Source organism: Streptomyces sp. NRRL B-24572, assembly GCF_002156145.1.
GTDB classification, from domain to species: domain Bacteria; phylum Actinomycetota; class Actinomycetes; order Streptomycetales; family Streptomycetaceae; genus Streptomyces; species Streptomyces vietnamensis.
Window position 1 is genome coordinate 1 of the sequence record NZ_MWIG01000485.1, and the last position, 945, is coordinate 945.

The window sequence follows — 945 nt, forward strand, 5'->3', positions numbered from 1 at the left end:
GGGGCCGAAGTTCCCGTACGCCTGCCCCGACACCGTCGAGACCAGGTTCCGGTGCGACGACAAGATCGCCTTCGGCCGGCCCGTCGAACCCGACGTGAACATCAGACAGGCCACGTCATCAGCGCTCAGCTCCGTGCCGAGGTTCCCCCCGCTGAGGTCTTCCAGCTGCCGTGAGGAGCAAGAGGCCGTGTCCCAGGGCCCGTTCAGACGTGCAGCAAGACGCGGCTCGCTGACCAGAACGCTGATGCCGGCGTCGGTGGCCGCCGAGCGGAGCCGCTCGTCCGGGAAGTCCGGGTCCAGGAGCGTGTAACCCGCCCCCGTCTTGACGACCCCGATCACCGCCGCCGCGAACTCCACCCCGCGCTCAAGCAGCACACCCGCCATGTCGCCACGGCCCAGGCCGCGGGACCGCAGATGGTGGGCCCACCGGTTGGCCATCGCGTTCAGCTCCGCGTACGAGACTTCGCGGTCGCCGTCGAGCAGGGCCGTCCTCTCCGGCCGGCGGACGACCTGCTCCTCGAACCGCTCGACGAGCGTGGTCTCCACCGCGTCCGCCGCCGGTCCGGCCCACGGTCCGGTCAGCAGTTCGCGCTCCGCCTCCGACAGCACTTCCAGACCCGACAGCCGCAGACCCGGCTCGTCGAGGACCTGGACCAGCACCTCGCCGAGGACGGTCGCCATCCGCCGTACCGTGGCCTCGTCGAACAGCTCCGCCGCGAAGAGGACGGTCGCCCGCAGCTCCTTCTCGTCGTCGGAGCGGAGGAAGAACTCCAGGTCGAACTTGGCGGATCCGTTGGAGAACTTCTCCACCGGGCCCGTACGGACTCCGCTCAGCTCGAAGTCGGGGCCACCGTCGGTCTCCAGGCCCAGGCAGATCTGGAAGAGGGGGTGCCGCGCCAGGCTCCGGGTCGGGTTGACCGCTTCGAGGACGAGATCGAAGGGGAC

The 945-nt window shown here is 70.1% G+C and carries 1 protein-coding gene; it reads right to left on the reverse strand.

The window, feature by feature from the left end; translation table 11 throughout:
- Window positions 1-945: AMP-binding protein (locus tag CCN56_RS27350; RefSeq protein WP_143664638.1), on the reverse strand; the 945-nt coding region annotated here is incomplete at both ends.